Origin of the sequence: Streptomyces sp. NPDC056452 (genome assembly GCF_042796085.1) — a bacterium.
Taxonomy (GTDB): domain Bacteria; phylum Actinomycetota; class Actinomycetes; order Streptomycetales; family Streptomycetaceae; genus Streptomyces.
This window is the reverse complement of sequence record NZ_JBHTRI010000038.1, coordinates 61,867-76,064: the sequence shown is the minus strand read 5'-3', so window position 1 is coordinate 76,064 and position 14,198 is coordinate 61,867. Positions and strand designations below refer to the sequence as shown.

At 71.0% G+C, this 14,198-nt stretch carries 15 protein-coding genes; 7 read left to right on the top strand and 8 right to left on the bottom strand.

The features are described 5' to 3' along the window. Window positions 1-325 precede the first annotated feature (325 nt). Window positions 326-1,756 carry a rifampin monooxygenase gene (rox, locus tag ACFQ6X_RS30130; protein ID WP_383186042.1) on the top strand — a complete coding sequence of 477 codons (1,431 nt, stop codon included), beginning with the start codon at window positions 326-328 and terminating at the stop codon, window positions 1,754-1,756. A gap of 41 nt (window positions 1,757-1,797) precedes the next feature. Here rox and ACFQ6X_RS30125 read toward each other — a convergent pair whose 3' ends face one another. Beyond that, window positions 1,798-2,265, bottom strand: coding sequence for an NUDIX hydrolase (locus tag ACFQ6X_RS30125; protein ID WP_383186040.1), 468 nt, complete (start codon window positions 2,263-2,265; stop codon window positions 1,798-1,800). Between the two features lie 147 nt (window positions 2,266-2,412). Here ACFQ6X_RS30125 and ACFQ6X_RS30120 point away from each other — a divergent pair, with 147 nt between their 5' ends. The 3 genes from ACFQ6X_RS30120 to ACFQ6X_RS30110 all read left to right on the top strand — a co-directional run bounded on the left by ACFQ6X_RS30120 (window position 2,413) and on the right by ACFQ6X_RS30110 (window position 4,032). Next, a complete protein-coding gene (locus ACFQ6X_RS30120; protein ID WP_383186038.1) occupies window positions 2,413-2,922 on the top strand; it encodes a helix-turn-helix domain-containing protein in 510 nt (169 codons plus the stop codon). Window positions 2,923-2,949: 27 nt separating this feature from the next. Then, window positions 2,950-3,579 carry a hypothetical protein gene (locus ACFQ6X_RS30115; protein WP_383186036.1) on the top strand — a complete coding sequence of 210 codons (630 nt, stop codon included), beginning with the start codon at window positions 2,950-2,952 and terminating at the stop codon, window positions 3,577-3,579. A gap of 114 nt (window positions 3,580-3,693) precedes the next feature. After that, window positions 3,694-4,032 carry a DUF2516 family protein gene (locus ACFQ6X_RS30110; protein WP_329208714.1) on the top strand — a complete coding sequence of 113 codons (339 nt, stop codon included), beginning with the start codon at window positions 3,694-3,696 and terminating at the stop codon, window positions 4,030-4,032. On the opposite strand, the gene ACFQ6X_RS30105 is transcribed toward ACFQ6X_RS30110, so the two are convergent. From ACFQ6X_RS30105 to ACFQ6X_RS30095, 3 genes are all read right to left on the bottom strand, one after another. Next, on the bottom strand, window positions 4,014-5,342 hold the full coding sequence (locus ACFQ6X_RS30105; RefSeq protein ID WP_383186033.1) for a PP2C family protein-serine/threonine phosphatase: 1,329 nt from the start codon (window positions 5,340-5,342) through the stop codon (window positions 4,014-4,016). The two genes, ACFQ6X_RS30110 and ACFQ6X_RS30105, sit on opposite strands and share 19 nt — an antisense overlap. Window positions 5,343-5,587: 245 nt before the next feature. Continuing rightward, the gene (locus ACFQ6X_RS30100; protein WP_383186031.1) at window positions 5,588-6,661 is read right to left on the bottom strand and encodes an NlpC/P60 family protein; all 1,074 of its coding nucleotides are present in this window, start codon (window positions 6,659-6,661) and stop codon (window positions 5,588-5,590) included. Between the two features lie 223 nt (window positions 6,662-6,884). Further along, a complete protein-coding gene (locus ACFQ6X_RS30095) occupies window positions 6,885-7,670 on the bottom strand; it encodes a class I SAM-dependent methyltransferase (protein ID WP_383186029.1) in 786 nt (261 codons plus the stop codon). A gap of 194 nt (window positions 7,671-7,864) precedes the next feature. On the opposite strand from ACFQ6X_RS30095, the gene mshA reads away from it, so the two are divergent. From mshA to ACFQ6X_RS30080, 3 genes are all read left to right on the top strand, one after another. After that, window positions 7,865-9,217, top strand: coding sequence for a D-inositol-3-phosphate glycosyltransferase (mshA, locus tag ACFQ6X_RS30090; RefSeq protein WP_383186027.1), 1,353 nt, complete (start codon window positions 7,865-7,867; stop codon window positions 9,215-9,217). 37 nt (window positions 9,218-9,254) lie between these two features. Then, window positions 9,255-9,764 (top strand): YbjN domain-containing protein, encoded by a 510-nt coding sequence (locus ACFQ6X_RS30085; RefSeq protein ID WP_383186025.1) that lies wholly within the window; start codon window positions 9,255-9,257, stop codon window positions 9,762-9,764. A gap of 120 nt (window positions 9,765-9,884) precedes the next feature. Then, entirely contained in the window at window positions 9,885-11,645 is a 1,761-nt protein-coding gene (locus tag ACFQ6X_RS30080) for a glycosyl hydrolase family 28-related protein (RefSeq protein ID WP_383186023.1), read from the top strand. Window positions 11,646-11,670: 25 nt separating this feature from the next. On the opposite strand, the gene ACFQ6X_RS30075 is transcribed toward ACFQ6X_RS30080, so the two are convergent. From ACFQ6X_RS30075 to ACFQ6X_RS30060, 4 genes are all read right to left on the bottom strand, one after another. Continuing rightward, a complete protein-coding gene (locus ACFQ6X_RS30075; protein ID WP_383186021.1) occupies window positions 11,671-12,675 on the bottom strand; it encodes a phosphotransferase family protein in 1,005 nt (334 codons plus the stop codon). 17 nt (window positions 12,676-12,692) lie between these two features. Continuing rightward, the gene (locus ACFQ6X_RS30070) at window positions 12,693-12,935 is read right to left on the bottom strand and encodes a hypothetical protein (protein ID WP_329208706.1); all 243 of its coding nucleotides are present in this window, start codon (window positions 12,933-12,935) and stop codon (window positions 12,693-12,695) included. Next, window positions 12,932-13,180, bottom strand: a complete 249-nt coding sequence (locus ACFQ6X_RS30065) for a hypothetical protein (protein ID WP_383186019.1) — start codon at window positions 13,178-13,180, stop codon at window positions 12,932-12,934. Before ACFQ6X_RS30065 ends, ACFQ6X_RS30070 begins: the two co-directional genes overlap by 4 nt. Window positions 13,181-13,362: 182 nt before the next feature. After that, entirely contained in the window at window positions 13,363-14,076 is a 714-nt protein-coding gene (locus ACFQ6X_RS30060) for a glycoside hydrolase family 11 protein (protein ID WP_383186046.1), read from the bottom strand. Window positions 14,077-14,198 lie beyond the last annotated feature (122 nt).

The following is a 14,198-nucleotide window of genomic DNA, read 5'->3' as shown; positions in this document are numbered from 1 at the left end:
CGGGGCCGGCACTGCCGGCCCCGCCTCCTGGCTCGTTCGGCGTGATCGCCCGATGGGGGCGCCATCCGCCAACTGGACAGGCATGTCGGACCGTTCGATGCCGTGCACGCCACGTGCGCCTGGGGGCTGCGGATCGGATTCGGGGGAGGTGTTCACCCCGCGGAAGGAGGCTGATCACTCCTCTCCACTCTCAACATATAGCGCACCGGGGGGCTTGCGGCAAGGCCCGGGGCCTGCCGCAGAATGACCGGCCAAGGCCAGGACCTGCGGAAATCTGGCAGGCGCGACGTGCCTCTCCTCCAGTCGAATTGAATGGGCGTTCCGAATGATTGACGTGATCGTGGTCGGCGGCGGACCCACCGGTCTGATGCTTGCCGCCGAGTTGCGGCTGCACGGTGTGCACGTGGTCGTGCTGGAGAAGCTGACCGCGCAGACCGAGCAGTCACGCGGCCAGGGCCTGCACGCGCGCAGCGTCGAGGTGATGGACCAGCGCGGCCTGCTGGACCGGTTCCTCGCGGTCAGCGAGAAGTTCCAGGTCGGCGGTCTCTTCGGCGGCATCACGAAGCCGTGGCCGGAGAGGCTGGACACGGCGCACCCGTACGGGGTCGCCACCCCGCAGCCGGTCACCGAGCGGCTGCTCAACGAGCACGCCCTCGAGGTCGGCGCGGACCTCCGGCGCGGCTGCGAGGTGGTCGGGCTGAGTCAGGACGAGGACGGGGTGAGCGTCGAGCTGGCGGACGGCACGCAGCTGCGCTCGCGCTACCTCGTCGGGTGCGACGGCGGCCGCAGTGCGGTGCGCAAGCTGCTCGGCGTCGGCTTCCCCGGCGAGCCCGCCAAGGTCGAGACGCTGCTCGGCGAAATGGAGGTGACCGACGATCAGGCGACGATTGCCGCTGCCGTCGCGGAGGTCCACAGGACCCAACTGCGCTTCGGTGTCGCCCCGCCCGACGAGAACGGGGTGTGCCGCGTGGTCGTGCCCGCCGACGGGGTGGCCGAGGACCGTGCGGCCGAGCCGAGCCTGGACGACTTCAAGAAGCAGCTGCGGGCGTTCGCGGGCACGGACTTCGGTGTGCACTCGCCGCGCTGGCTGTCCCGGTTCGGCGACGCCACCCGGCAGGCCGAGCGCTACCGGGTCGGCCGGGCGTTCCTGGCCGGCGACGCGGCGCACATCCATCCGCCGACCGGCGGGCAGGGGCTCAACCTCGGTGTGCAGGACGCGTTCAACCTCGGCTGGAAGCTGGCCGCGGCGGTCAACGGCTGGGGCCCGGAAGGGCTGCTGGACAGTTATCACGCCGAACGGCATCCGGTGGGTGCCCGCGTGCTGGACAACACCCGCGCGCAGATCACCCTCCTCGGGGCCGATGCGGGTGCGACCGCGCTGCGTGAACTGTTCTCGAAGCTGATGGACTTCGAGGAGGTGAACCGGTACGTGACCGGGATGATCACCGCGGTCGACGTCAGCTACGACTTCGGCGAGGGCCACGGACTGCTCGGCCGGCGGATGCGGGACGTGGAGCTGAAGCAGGGTCGCCTCTACGAGCTGATGCGCGGCGGCCGCGGGCTGCTGCTCGATCAGACCGGCCGGCTCTCGGTGGCGGGCTGGGCGGACCGGGTCGACCACGTCGTCGACGTCAGCGAGGAACTGGAGGTGCCCGCGGTGCTGCTGCGGCCGGACGGCCACGTGGCGTGGGTCGGTGAGGACCAGCAGGACCTGCTCGGCCGGCTGCCGAAGTGGTTCGGCGCCGCAGCCGGCTGAGCATCGGCCGGGGCGGGCGGGCCGGTCCGCTGCTGGTGGCCTCAGTGCCGGATCAGCCCGCCTGCCGGGACGGGAGCGACGTGGCCCGTCGCCGGCAGGGTCTGCGCCAGGGCGAGGCCGATGTCGACCAGCGATGACCGGTACAGGCCGGCGACATCGGGGAGCGGTGTCCAGACCGACTCGGTGGTCTCGCCGTTCGGCTCGGGCCGGAGCAGGCCGCCGGTGATGCGGACCTGGTAGAAGATGCCGACGTTCTGGTGGTCCCGTCCGCCGGGGACGGGGACGGTGCGTTCGGCGGCGGGGATCACCCTCGAGTCCACGCCCAGCAGGCGTTCGATCGCCGCGTCGCAGCCGGTTTCCTCGGCGACCTCCCGGATCACCGCGTCGAACGGGTCCTCCCCGTGCTCGACCATGCCGCCCGGAAGGGACCAGTTCCCTGAGAAGTGGTGGACGAGCAGCGCCCGCCCGTTCTCGATGCACACGGCGTACGCCGCAAGTCGGAAGCTCATACCTGTACCTCCCCACCCGGACACCGACTCCATGCCCGGGTGGCGGGGTGACGTGACGGAACGGTGCCCGGGCGGTCACACGTGGTCCCGAACACTTTTGCAAGCAGGCGCTTGCAAAAGTTAGCAAGAGTGTTGCACTATCGACCCATGGCATCACTCAACGTCGGCAATCTCGGCGAGTACCTGCGTGAGCAGCGGCGTACCGCGCAGCTCTCCCTGCGGCAGCTCGCCGACGCCGCCGGAGTGTCCAATCCGTATCTCAGCCAGATCGAACGCGGCCTGCGCAAGCCGAGCGCCGAGGTTCTGCAGCAGGTCGCCAAGGCCCTGCGGATCTCTGCCGAGACGCTCTACGTGCGGGCCGGGATCCTCGATGAGCGGGAGCGGGAGGAGCTGGAGACGCGAGCGGTCATATTGGCCGATCCGTCGATCAACGAGCGGCAGAAGAACGTACTGCTGCAGATCTACGACTCCTTCCGCAAGGAGAACGGTTTCGACGTCGTGCCCGACACCGGCGCCGAGGTACACGGTGCCGCGGATGCGGGGAGCAGAATCGATGCCGACGCGGAAAGCGGTGCCGGTGACGAAAACGGCGCCGGTACGGATGCCCGCGGCCCCCGCACGGCCGGCGGCAGTGACGCAGACACACCTCTGAACTGACTCTGATGATCCGGGAGGACCACAGTCATGGCCATCACCGATGACCTGCGCAAGACCCTCACCGACCGCACCCCCTTCTACTTCGCCGCCGGTACGGCCGACCTCGCCGTCGAGCAGGCGCGCAAGGTTCCGGCGCTGATCGAGCAGCTGCGGGCCGAGGCGCCCGAGCGGATCGAGGCGGTACGCAACACCGACCCCAAGGCCGTTCAGGAGAAGGTGGCCACGCAGGCCAAGGAGGCCCAGGCCACCGTTCAGGCCAAGGTGACCGAGGTCATCGGGGCGCTGGACACCGACCTGAAGAAGCTGGGCGAGAGCGCCCAGGACCTGGCGCTGCGGAGCGTGGGCGTGGCCGCCGAGTACGCGGTGCGTGCCCGTGAGACGTACGAGAAGGTCGCCGAGCGCGGCGAGAAGACCGTGCGGACGTGGCGCGGCGAGGCGGCCGACGAGATCGTCGGGATCGCCGCCGTCGTCGAGGCCGAGCCGAAGTCGGTGCCGAAGCAGAAGTCCGAGGCGGCCGCCCCCCAGGCGAAGCCGGCCCCTCCGGCTCCGAAGAAGCCCGCGCCGAAGCCCGCCGAGGCCAAAGCGGCGCCGGTGAAGAAGCCGGCGCCCGTGCGCAAGCCCGCTGCGAAGAAGACCACTCCGCCGTCCGCGAAGTAGCGGGAGCGGTTCCGGGACGGCCGGGAACGGTCCGGGCACCTTTGGGGGTGGCCGGGTCGTTGTCCCGGTACCTTGGCCGCGAGGCGCTCATCCACTGACTAGGCGGTGCTCACCATGCTGCTCGAAGCATTCGGCTCGTTCCTTCAGATGCTCTACCTGGCCATGCTCGTCCTGGCCGTGGTCGCGCTGATCTTTGCGGCGACCGCGCGCGAGGACGCCTACCGGGCGGCGGACAAGCAGAAGAAGTCCTTCTGGCTGATCATTCTCGGTATCACCGTCTTCGTGAACCTGATCATCCCGATCCTCTTCCTGCAGATCGCGGGCGTGATCGCGTCCATCGTCTTCATGGTGGACGTACGGCCGGCGATCAAGGCGGTCACGGGCGGCGGGGGCGGCCGTCGCGGCGGTTCCAGCAGCGACGGACCGTACGGCCCCTACAACGGCGGGCGCTGAGCGCTCGCAGGTGTGGCCGAGCCGGGGCGGGAGCGCACAGCGCTCCGGCCCCGTCCGCGTATCCGGGCCTCGTCGCGCTCGAGAAGCAGGACCGCCACGTCGTCGGTGAGCTCGCCGCCGTTCAGCTCCTGCACCTGCGTGACCGCTGCCTCCAGCAGCGCCTCGCCGCCGAGCCCCCGGTCGAGCTGGCCGTTGACCATCGCGACCATGCCGTCCTGGCCGAGCCGCTGGGTGCCCTCGGGCCCGACGCGCCCCTCGATCAGCCCGTCGGTGTACATCATCAGGCTCCAGGAGCCGCCCAGCTGCACCTGCCGACGCGGCCAGCGGGCGTGCGGGAGCAGGCCGAGTGCAGGGCCGCCGTCCTCGTAGGGAAGCAGATGCGCCGCCCGTCCCTGGCGTGCGATCAGCGGTGCGGGGTGGCCCGCGAGGCAGAGACCCGCGCGCCGGCCGTCGGGTGCGATGTCGACGGTGCAGACCGTCGCGAAGATCTCCTCGCTCTGCCGCTCGTGCTCCAGGACCTGCTGCAGCGTGGAGAGCAGTTCGTCACCGCAGAGCCCCGCCAGGGTCAGCGCCCGCCAGGCGATGCGCAGCTCGACGCCGAGCGCCGCCTCGTCCGGGCCGTGCCCGCAGACGTCGCCGATCATCGCGTGGACGGTGCCGTCGGGAGTACGGACCGTGTCGTAGAAGTCCCCGCCGAGCAGGGCGCGGCTGCGCCCCGGCCGGTAATGGGCGGCGAAGTCCAGGTCGGACCCCTGGAGGAGGGGGGTGGGCAGCAGCCCGCGCTCCAGCCTGGCGTTCTCCTGGGCGCGCAGCCGGGACTCGGTCAGCTGGTGCTGGGCGATGTCCGCGCGTTTGCGCTCCACCGCGTACCGGATGGCCCGGCTGAGGAGGCGCCCGTCGAGCTCGCCGCGGAAGAGGTAGTCCTGGGCGCCGACCCGTACGGCCTCGGCGGCCCGCTCGGCGTCGTTCTCCGCCGTGAGGGCGAGGACCGCGTGGCGCGGTGCGATGCGCAGGATGTGCTTGAGGGTGGCGAGCTCGTCCGGGTGCGCGGAGACGTCGGCGCGTGCTCCGGTCGGCAGGGCCAGGTCGAGGTCGAGCAGGATGCAGTCGACGTCGTCGGTGAGGAGCCGTCCCGCCTCGGTGAGGTTGCGGGCGGTACGGACGCGGACCCGGGTCCCGGCGGCGGACGGCAGCTCGGGGACGGTGAAGGTGCCCGCAGGGTCGTCCTCGATCACCAGGAGGGTGAGGTCGGCGCCATGGGTGGTCTCCGCAGCGGGAACAGCGCGCTGCTGCGGTACGGGTACGGGCATCGGTTCGGGTTTCCTTCCCTCCCCCCGAGGGCGCGGCGGGACGACGATCGACGACCCGCCAGACCGGGACGATAGCGGTCCGCAGCAGGGGAACGGAATGGCGTTCGAAGATCGGCCACTGTCATATGCGCGGCCATAAGCCGCGTCCTGTCACGGATCCGGCGTGATGGGCGTGTGCGAAACGGACATGGGAGCCATGACAAACATCACGCGCCGCAGGGGGTGGGCGGCCTGCGCCCGGTCGGCTACTTGTCCGGGCGGACCACGCCGAGTATGGCCATGGAGCCGGCGCCCGTCAGCGTGACGTTGCGGCCGGGCCTCGGCGCGTGGACGATCGCGCCGTCGCCGACGTACATCCCGACGTGGCTGGCGTCGCTGTGGTAGATGATCAGGTCGCCGGGGCGCATGTCACGGATGGCGATGCGCGGCAGCAGGCGCCACTGCTCCTGGGAGGTCCGCGGGATCGGCCGCTTCGCCGCAGCCCAGGCCTGCGAGGTCAGCCCCGAGCAGTCGTACGAACCGGGGCCCTCGGCCCCCCACACGTACGGCTTGCCGATCTGGGCGGTCGCGAAGGCGATGGCCTGCCTGCCGCTCGCGCTCGCCTCGCGGTTGATGTCCTTCAGCGCGCCGGAGGAGAGCCAGGCGGCCTGCGCCGTGGACGCGGCCTGCTGCTCCAGTTCGAGGAGCCGGGCCTGCTCCTTCTTCTCCAGCTGCGATTCGAGCTTCTTCGCCGCGGCGATCTGCGCGTCGATGCTCTTCTTGGCCTTGGCCTGCTTGACGCGGTTGGACTCGAGCTTCGTCCAGTTGATGCTCGCGTCCTGCGTGTACGTCTCCAAGTCCTCCTGCGTCCGCTTGAGTTGGGCGAGGACGCTCTTGGTGGCCTGCTGGCCCTGCCGGACCTGGTTCACACCGTCGAGGAAGAGCCGCGGGTCGTTGGTGAGCACCAGTTGCGCGCCGGGCGGCAGTCCGCCGTTGCGGTACTGCTCGCGGGCCTGGGCGCCTGCCGTGTTCTTCAGCTCGGCGATCCGCGCCTGGCCGTCGGCGATCGCCTTGGCGAGCTGCACGATCTCGCTGGACTGCTTCTTCGCCTGCTCCTCGGCGAGGTTGTAGGCGTCCGTGGCCGCCCCGGCCTTGCGGTAGAGGGTGTCGATCTCCTCGCGCACCTCTTCGAGGGTCTTCTTCCCTGTCGCCGGGACCGTCGCCGGGGCGGTGGGGGAGGGCTCGGGCACGGGCGCGGCCATGGCCTGGACCGGCGCGGCCAGTACAGCCAGCGCGCAGACCAGTGTGATCGCGGCAGCGGCACAGTGGCGTCGGTTCACGAACTACCCCTCCGGACAGAAAGCAGTAAAGGTGCGGACCGTCGGATGACGGACATCTGACTTACCGTCAGTAACGTTCTGGCAACGTCGCGATCGTGCCATGTCGTCCCGTAAAGCAACAGAGGCAGACCCCAACCGGGGCGGACACCTGCCGATACTCACACGAACGGTGCCCCGTCCGGGTTCCCGGACGGGCCGTATCGGGCACTCATTCGGGCTCCGTTCAGCGTGTGTTGGGCCGCAGGGCCGACCACTGCACCGTGACTTCACCCTGCCGCCACCGCCGCACCCCGTCGGTCAGGGGCCAGTCGGCGGAGACCGCTCGCACCGCCGTGATCCAGCGCTGCCGCGCACCCAGCGAGGCGTACGGGGCGGCGGCCGCCCACGCCCGGTCGAGGTCCCGCAGGAAGGCGTGGACCGGTTCGCCGGGCACATTGCGGTGGATCAGGGCCTTGGGGAGGCGTTCGGCGAGGTCCGAGGGGCGGTCCAGGGAAGCCAGGCGGGTCGCGAAGGTGACCGTGCGGGGCCCCTCGGGGCCGAGGGCGACCCAGACGTGCCTGCGCCCGATCTCGTCGCAGGTGCCCTCGACGAGGAGCCCGTCCGGAGCGAGCCGTGCGCACAGCCGCTGCCAGACCGCGGCGACCTCCGCCTCGTCGTACTGGCGCAGCACGTTCGCCGCCCGGATGAGGGCGGGCCTGCCGGGCAGGGGGATCTCGAAGCCGCCGTGGACGAAGGTGAGGCCCTCGCGCTCGTACGGTTTCGCCGCGGCCACCCGTTCCGGGTCGATCTCGATGCCGGCGACCGTGGTGCGCGGTTCGGCGGTGCGCAGTCGCTCCAGCAGCTCGACGGCGGTCCACGGGGCCGCGCCGTAGCCGAGGTCGACCGCGACGGGGGAGTCGCTGCGGCGCAGGGCGGGGCCGTGGGTGGCGGCGATCCAGCGGTCCATGCGGCGCAGCCGGTTGGGGTTGGTGGTCCCGCGGGTCGCGGTGCCGATGGGGCGCTGGGGCATGACAGCGAGCGTATGCGAATCCGTGGACGGGGCAGGCGGGGAGCTGGGGAGGGCCGGCGGGCGCGGGCCGCGCCGACCGGATGGCAATTATTTGGCAAAGTGGAAATGAAAGGCCTGGTTCCGCTGTTTTGCCACTTGAAAGGGGCCGTGCGCCCCCGACGCGTGATGCCCCGAGCGAGGAGGAGCGGACCCACGTGAGCCAGTACGTCTCCCGGCTCGGCAACAGCCGTGTGGCACCCCGCATCCGCTTCCCCGGCGGGTTCTCCGGCGGCCACCGCAAGCCCCGGCGTGTCGCGATGCTCTCCGTGCACACCTCCCCGCTGCACCAGCCGGGCACCGGCGACGCGGGCGGCATGAACGTGTACATCGTGGAGCTGGCCAAGCGCCTGGCCGCGATCAACATCGAGGTCGAGATCTTCACCCGGGCCACCACGGGCGCCCTGCCCCCGTCGGTCGAACTGGCACCGGGCGTCCTGGTCCGGCACGTCGACGCCGGGCCGTACGAGGGCTTGGCCAAGGAGGAGCTGCCCGCTCAGCTCTGCGCCTTCACCCACGGCGTGATGCAGGCCTGGGCCGGTCAGCGCCCCGGCCACTACGACCTCGTCCACTCGCACTACTGGCTCTCCGGCCAGGTCGGCTGGCTCGCCGCCCAGCGCTGGGGCGTCCCCCTCGTCCACGCCATGCACACCATGGCGAAGGTCAAGAACGCCGCGCTCGCCGAGGGCGACACCCCCGAGCCCGCCGCGCGGGTCATCGGCGAGACGCAGATCGTGAACGCCTCCGACCGGCTCATCGCGAACACCGCGGAAGAAGCGGACGAGCTCGTCCGCTTCTACGAGGCCGACCCGGCCGCGGTCGCCGTGGTCCACCCCGGGGTCAACCTGGACCGCTTCAGTCCCGCCGACGGCCGCGCCGCCGCGCGGGCCCGCCTCGGACTGCCGCAGGACGCCCTGGTCCCGCTCTTCGCCGGCCGTATCCAGCCGCTGAAGGCCCCCGACGTGCTGCTGCGCGCCGTCGCCGTACTCCTGGACCGTCAGCCTTCGCTGCGCTCCCGCATCGTCGTCCCGGTCGTCGGCGGCCCCAGCGGCAGCGGGCTGGCCAAGCCGGAGGGCCTGCAGAAGCTGGCCGCGCGCCTGGGCATCGCCGATGTCGTGCGCTTCCACCCGCCGGTCGGCCAGGACCAGCTCGCCGACTGGTTCCGGGCGGCGTCCGTACTGGTCATGCCCTCGTACAGCGAGTCGTTCGGGCTCGTCGCCATAGAGGCCCAGGCCTCCGGTACGCCGGTGATCGCGGCGGCGGTCGGCGGTCTCCCCGTGGCGGTGCGGGACGAGGTGAGCGGCTTCCTGATCCCGGGCCACGACCCGGACGCGTACGCGCAGGCCCTGGGCCGGTTCGCCGAGAGCCCGGAGCTGGTCGGCCGGATGGGCGCGGCGGCCGCCGCGCACGCCCAGTCGTTCGGCTGGGACACCGCGGCCTCCGCCACCGCCGACGTGTACACGGCAGCGATGTACGAGCACCGCCGCCGGGCGCGCACGCACCACGGCTGAGGTCTCGTCCCCGGTACCTCTGTCGTACGCTCGCACCATGGCTGACGTATCCGACGAAGCAGCAGTGGCGCAGGTCATCGAGGCGACGCTGAACGACGCGGAGCTCGAGTGGGAGAGCCCCGAGCCCGGCACCTTCGTCGTGAAGCTGCCCGGCACCCGGAAGCTGTCCACGACCTGTTCCCTGCGTGTCGGCAAGCATTCCCTCTCCCTCAACGCGTTCGTCGTCCGTCACCCGGACGAGAACGACGCGGCCGTGCACCGCTGGCTCCTGGAGCGCAATCTGCGCCTGTTCGGGGTGAGTTACGCGATCGACCCGCTCGGCGACGTCTACCTCGTCGGCAAGTTCCCGCTCTCGGTGGTCACCCCCGAGGAGCTCGACCGGCTGCTGGGCACCGTTCTGGAGGCGGCGGACGGCGCTTTCAACTCCCTCCTCGAACTGGGCTTCGCGAGCGCGATCCGCAAGGAGTACGCCTGGCGGGTCGAGCGGGGCGAATCCACCCGGAATCTGGACGCGTTCACCCACCTGACCAAGCGCCCGGCCAACTGACCTTCGGCTCCCACGAATTCGGCAGCGCAGGTATCTTCCGCTGCGCCGTCGCGCCGTGGCATGCTCGCCGCCGACGCAGATATGAACGTTGTTCATATACCTGAAAGGCGGTTCGGGCTCATGGGGAACCTCAGCAGACGCCGGCTGCTCGGCAGCGCCGTCGCCGTCACCGCGGCGGCCGCCACCGGGGCGCTCGGCAGCGCGGGCACGGCACGGGCCGAGAACGGTGCCGGTACGGCACGCACGGCGAGCGGCGCCGGTGCACAGGGGGCGGGAGGGACGGCAGGCGCGGCAGGTTCCGGTGCCGGGACCCCGGGTTCGTCGCCCCTGTGGCGGGAGTTCACCGCCGCCCCGTTCACCCACCCCCAGATCCCGTTCATCGGCCGCGCCGGCTACCGCTCGGGCTCCGCCCTCCCGCGCCGGGCTGCCCGTCCCTTCGTCGCGGACGTCCTGAAGTACGGGGCCAGGCCTGACGGTTCGGCCGACGCCGCCCCCGCGATCAACCGTGCCATCGCCGCTGCCGGAGAGCGTGGCGGTGGCACGGTGCTCATCCCGGCAGGGACGTACCGCATCGACGACATCATCCGCATCGGCCACAGCAACGTCGTGGTGCGCGGCGCGGGCAGCGGTGCGACGAAGCTGTACGCGACCAGGAACCTCACCGAGCTCATCGGCACCTACGGCAGCCGCTACGGCGGCGACAAGTCCAGCTGGTCCTGGGCCGGCGGCCTCATCTGGCTCTGCCCGGAAGCCCGCTGGACCTCGCTCACCGACGCGATCAGGGCGAAGGCCTGGCCCTTCGAGGGCTGGACCGGCAACAAGCGCGACGAGTGGCAGACCCTGACCACCGTGGCCCCCGCCCGCCGCGGCGACCGGACGGTCACCGTCTCCTCCGCACGGCACCTGAAGCCGGGCCGGCTGGTTCTCCTCCGGCTCGCTGACGACGCCGGCCACACGCTGCTGCGGCACATGGCGGGCGACAGCGAGGGCGCCGCGTCGTACGTCTGGGACGACAAGACGAAGCTGACCTCGTACGTCCCCTACGAATGGCCGGTGCGCATCACCGCCGTACGCGGGCGGAAGGTCACCCTGGAGCGGCCCCTCCCGCTCGACGTGCGTCCCGAGTGGGACCCCCGTCTCACCACCCTCGCCGCCCCGCTCACCGACTCCGGTGTCGAGGGCCTCACCCTCGAAGCGGTCGAGACCCCGCAGTCGGCGCACCTGCTCGACAAGGGGTACAACGGCGTCGCCTTCCAGTGCGCCTACGACTGCTGGGCGGACGACATCACCGTCCGCCACGTCGACAACGGCTTCGGGCTGATCGGCGCGTCCGCCTGCACCCTGCGCCGTACGAAGGTCACGGGCCGGGGCGCGCACCACCCGTACTACTGCCGCGAGGGCTCGCACGACAACCTGATCGAGGACTTCACCGTCGAGGAGCGCACGGTCCCGGCGCCCGCCGGGACCCAGCTCCACGGCATCAACGTCGAGGGTCTGTCCAGCTACAACGTCTGGTCGAACGGGCGGATGGAGATGGGCACGTTCGACTCCCACCGGGGCATGCCGTTCGCCAACGTCCGTACGGACATCACCGTCGACAACAACGGGCGCCACGGCGGCGACGCCAGCGCGGGCCCCCTCTTCGGCGCCCGGTTCACCCACTGGAACATCCGGGTCACCAACGGCCGCGCGGGCCTCATGCGGATCGACGGCCTCGCCCCGTACAGCGCGACGGTCGGCATCAGCGAGGTGACGGAGTTCGACCAGATCGACGTCCCCGACTTCACCGGTGACCTGCACACCCGCCTGGAGGCGTACGGGACTCCCGAGGCCGTACACCCGCACAACCTGTACGAGGCCCAGCGCGCCCTGAACCGCTGAGGTCCCCGCCGCACCGGCGCCGCGCTCACTCCCGCGAGCGCGGCGCCGACTCCACCGCCTCCAGTGCCGCCACGAGCCGCGGCGCCACCTCCGTCCACGTCCACTCCAGCGCGACCGCCGGGGCCTCCCGGGGAACCGTCTCGGTGAGCATGATCAGGTAGAGGTAGCTGCGGTAGAGGGCGATCCGCAGCCGTACGGACGCGGTGAACTCCACCGGGCCGCCCGTCACGGACGCGTACCCGGCGAGGAAGTCCTTGTCCTCCTCCAGATCGCCGAGCAGGGCCGTCGAGACGAAATCGGCCACCGGATCGCCCCAGAACATCCGCTCGCCGTCGATGACCCCGCCGATGGACCGGGCCCCGGGCTCCCCGGTCACCAGCACATTGCCCTGCCACAGATCGAAGTGGACCAGAGCCGGGACGGTCACCTCGTCCAGCACGGGCGAGGCGGCGTCCAGCACCGCCCGGATCTCCGCCACCGGGCGCGGCAGCCTGGCCCCGTACTTCTCCGCGTCGGCGAGCACCGCGCCGGTCATCTCGGCGAACGCCTCGCGCCACGTGGGGGAGAGCGGTCCCAGCGATTCGGCGGGATACCCGAATCCGGCCGGCCCCCGCACGGTGTGGAGACGGCCGACGATCCGCCCGAGCTCCGTGCGCAGCCGCTGCTCCTCACCGTCCAGCAGGTCCTCGGCCACGTCGTTCCAGGGCGTCCCCGGACACGCGGTCATGACGACGTACGCGCCTGCCGGTGCCCCGGAGTCGAGTTCACGGTGCACGACCTGCGGGATCCTGCCGCCGCCGACAGCCGCCGCGGCCTCGTAGAAGGCGACCTCGTTGACCAGCAGGCGCTGTTCGTAGCTCATCCCGGTGGCGTGGAGGGGCGGGATCTTCACCACCCAGTCGCGGCCGTCCCGGAGCGTGACGCGGGTGACGGTGTTGTACGTGCCGCCGGTGAGCGGCTCGCAGGAGACGACGGCGCCCTCGGGGACCCCGACGGCTCTGAGTACGGCGGCAGTTGTGCCGGTCTGCATCGGCGGATCTCCTCGGTTCACGGCAGGGGCACGAGTCTGACCACGGTGACCGTCAGCACGGATCCGGAGACGTAGTAGAGGACGATCGCCCCGTACACCGTCGCCTCGCGCCGGTCGTGCTCCCGTTTGACGGCGGACGACCCGTGCCCGTACGGATCCTTGCCCAGGGTGCGTGCCATCTCGTCCCGGAAGAAGTCGCCGTCCCGCATCTTGGCCAGGGTGTCGTCGGCCGGCGGCGCGTAGGAGATGCGGAAACTCAAGCGACGCTCCGCCTCTCGGCCTCGTCCTGCGCCAGCCGTTCCAGGATCCGCTCGGCCTCGGGATCGGGGACGGACTCCAGCATCCAGTGCCGCATGACGGCCTGGATCTCGTGGACACCGGCCCCGTTGATCGCGAGGTCGAACTCCTCGCGTCTGTCCTCGGGCAGCGCGGCGCGGATGGCAGGGATGCTGTTGGGCACCTCCACCTCGGCACCGCCGACGAAGGTCTTCAGAGACTCGCTCATGATCGCTCTCCCCGATCTCCTTGCTCTCTGTGCACTGCCTACCCCTTCCGCGCTGCCTGAGCACCTGGGAACAGACGGGCACGGGCGTCACGTTAGCCGGTGCGGCAAGGACGGGCGCCGAGCCCCCTGCGTACGGTCGGCCCGCGGTCAGGGAGCCCGGCGCCCTTCACGGGACGGGAACGTCAGCCGCTCATGGTGATGTTCGAGTTCCCGCTGCTCTGGTAACCCTCGGTCGCGAGGACCATGTAGTAGTTGAAACTGCCCAGATTCATTCCGGCGCGTGCCCACGCGTCGAAGTGGTTCCCGGTGGTGATGGTGCCGCCCGTCCGCTTCGACTGCCGGACACTCCAGTACTGGTCGAAGGTCTTCGTGCCCTCGACGGACGGCGCGTTGTACCGCGTCGTCCGGTAGATGTCGTACGTTCCGCCGTCGCTGGAGACGGTGCCCTTGAACGTTCCCGTGGGCCGGTAGGTGCCCCAGTTGTCGACGATGTAGTACTCGACGAGCGGGTTGGCCGTCCACCCGTAGAGGGTCAAGTACGCGTTGCCCGAAGGGTTGAAGCTGCCCGAGTAGTTCACACTCCGGCGTCCTCCGTTGCTCCACCCCTTGCCGCAGACGAAGTTCCCGACGTTGCTCCATGAGGTGCTGTAGCTTCCGCCGGACTTCAGGGTCATGGAGGTCGACCCGCCGCCATCGGTCCAGAACGTGTAGTAGAAGCCGTTGTTGGTGCCGGTCTGGTTCGTCGTGATGACCGTGTCGGCGTGGGCGGTGCCGGGGAGCAGCAGCGCGGACGTGGTAGCCAGCGCGAGGGCGCCGGCGCCGGTGACGAACCCTCTGCGGCTGAGCCGGCCGGCAGGGGTGTCGTCGTTGTCCGCGGGTGTGGGGGTGTCGTTCATGTTCATGCGCTTCCTCCTCGTGAAGGCCGGCTGGGGGGCCAGGCAGCGTGATGCGACCCGGCGGACCTGTGGGGGGCCGGGGTGACGCGACATGAGTCGGCCGGTCGCCGTGGGGCCGGCGG

Coding starts and splice junctions, on each gene's coding strand:
- rox (WP_383186042.1), top strand. CDS start 326: ATGATTGACGTGATCGTGGTCGGCGGCGGACCCACCGGTCTGATGCTT.
- ACFQ6X_RS30125 (WP_383186040.1), bottom strand. CDS start 2,265: ATGAGCTTCCGACTTGCGGCGTACGCCGTGTGCATCGAGAACGGGCGG.
- ACFQ6X_RS30120 (WP_383186038.1), top strand. CDS start 2,413: ATGGCATCACTCAACGTCGGCAATCTCGGCGAGTACCTGCGTGAGCAG.
- ACFQ6X_RS30115 (WP_383186036.1), top strand. CDS start 2,950: ATGGCCATCACCGATGACCTGCGCAAGACCCTCACCGACCGCACCCCC.
- ACFQ6X_RS30110 (WP_329208714.1), top strand. CDS start 3,694: ATGCTGCTCGAAGCATTCGGCTCGTTCCTTCAGATGCTCTACCTGGCC.
- ACFQ6X_RS30105 (WP_383186033.1), bottom strand. CDS start 5,342: ATGCCCGTACCCGTACCGCAGCAGCGCGCTGTTCCCGCTGCGGAGACC.
- ACFQ6X_RS30095 (WP_383186029.1), bottom strand. CDS start 7,670: ATGCCCCAGCGCCCCATCGGCACCGCGACCCGCGGGACCACCAACCCC.
- ACFQ6X_RS30085 (WP_383186025.1), top strand. CDS start 9,255: ATGGCTGACGTATCCGACGAAGCAGCAGTGGCGCAGGTCATCGAGGCG.
- ACFQ6X_RS30080 (WP_383186023.1), top strand. CDS start 9,885: ATGGGGAACCTCAGCAGACGCCGGCTGCTCGGCAGCGCCGTCGCCGTC.
- ACFQ6X_RS30075 (WP_383186021.1), bottom strand. CDS start 12,675: ATGCAGACCGGCACAACTGCCGCCGTACTCAGAGCCGTCGGGGTCCCC.
- ACFQ6X_RS30065 (WP_383186019.1), bottom strand. CDS start 13,180: ATGAGCGAGTCTCTGAAGACCTTCGTCGGCGGTGCCGAGGTGGAGGTG.
- ACFQ6X_RS30060 (WP_383186046.1), bottom strand. CDS start 14,076: ATGAACGACACCCCCACACCCGCGGACAACGACGACACCCCTGCCGGC.